Origin of the sequence: Halomonas sp. SIMBA_159, assembly GCF_046536035.1 — a bacterium.
Classification (GTDB): domain Bacteria; phylum Pseudomonadota; class Gammaproteobacteria; order Pseudomonadales; family Halomonadaceae; genus Vreelandella; species Vreelandella venusta_A.
Window position 1 is genome coordinate 1 of sequence record NZ_JAWJBT010000369.1, and the last position, 279, is coordinate 279.

The 279-nt window shown below is 62.7% G+C and carries 1 protein-coding gene; it reads right to left on the reverse strand.

Going from position 1 to position 279, the window contains the following annotated elements; translation table 11 throughout:
• A partial coding sequence (locus R0J87_RS19655; RefSeq protein WP_498888358.1) for a 4Fe-4S dicluster domain-containing protein occupies positions 1-279 on the reverse strand: 279 nt, incomplete at both ends.

Below are 279 nucleotides of genomic sequence, written 5' to 3' on the forward strand. Positions count from 1 at the left end.
GGCGTAGTTCACCGTCGCCGGACAGGTCGTCATGCAGGACAGACAGGTCAGGCAGCGATCGACGTGAAGCACCGTACGCTCGTCCGGCGTCTCGTTGGCCTCCAGCATCTTTTTGATCTGGTAGATACGGCCGCGCGGGCTATCCAGCTCGTCTCCCAGTAGCACGTAGGTCGGACAGGTCGCCGTGCAGAACCCGCAGTGCGTGCACTTGCGCAGGATCTCGTCGGCATCCTTGACGTCCGGATCGGCCAGCTGGGCCAGCGAAAACTCGGTCTGCAT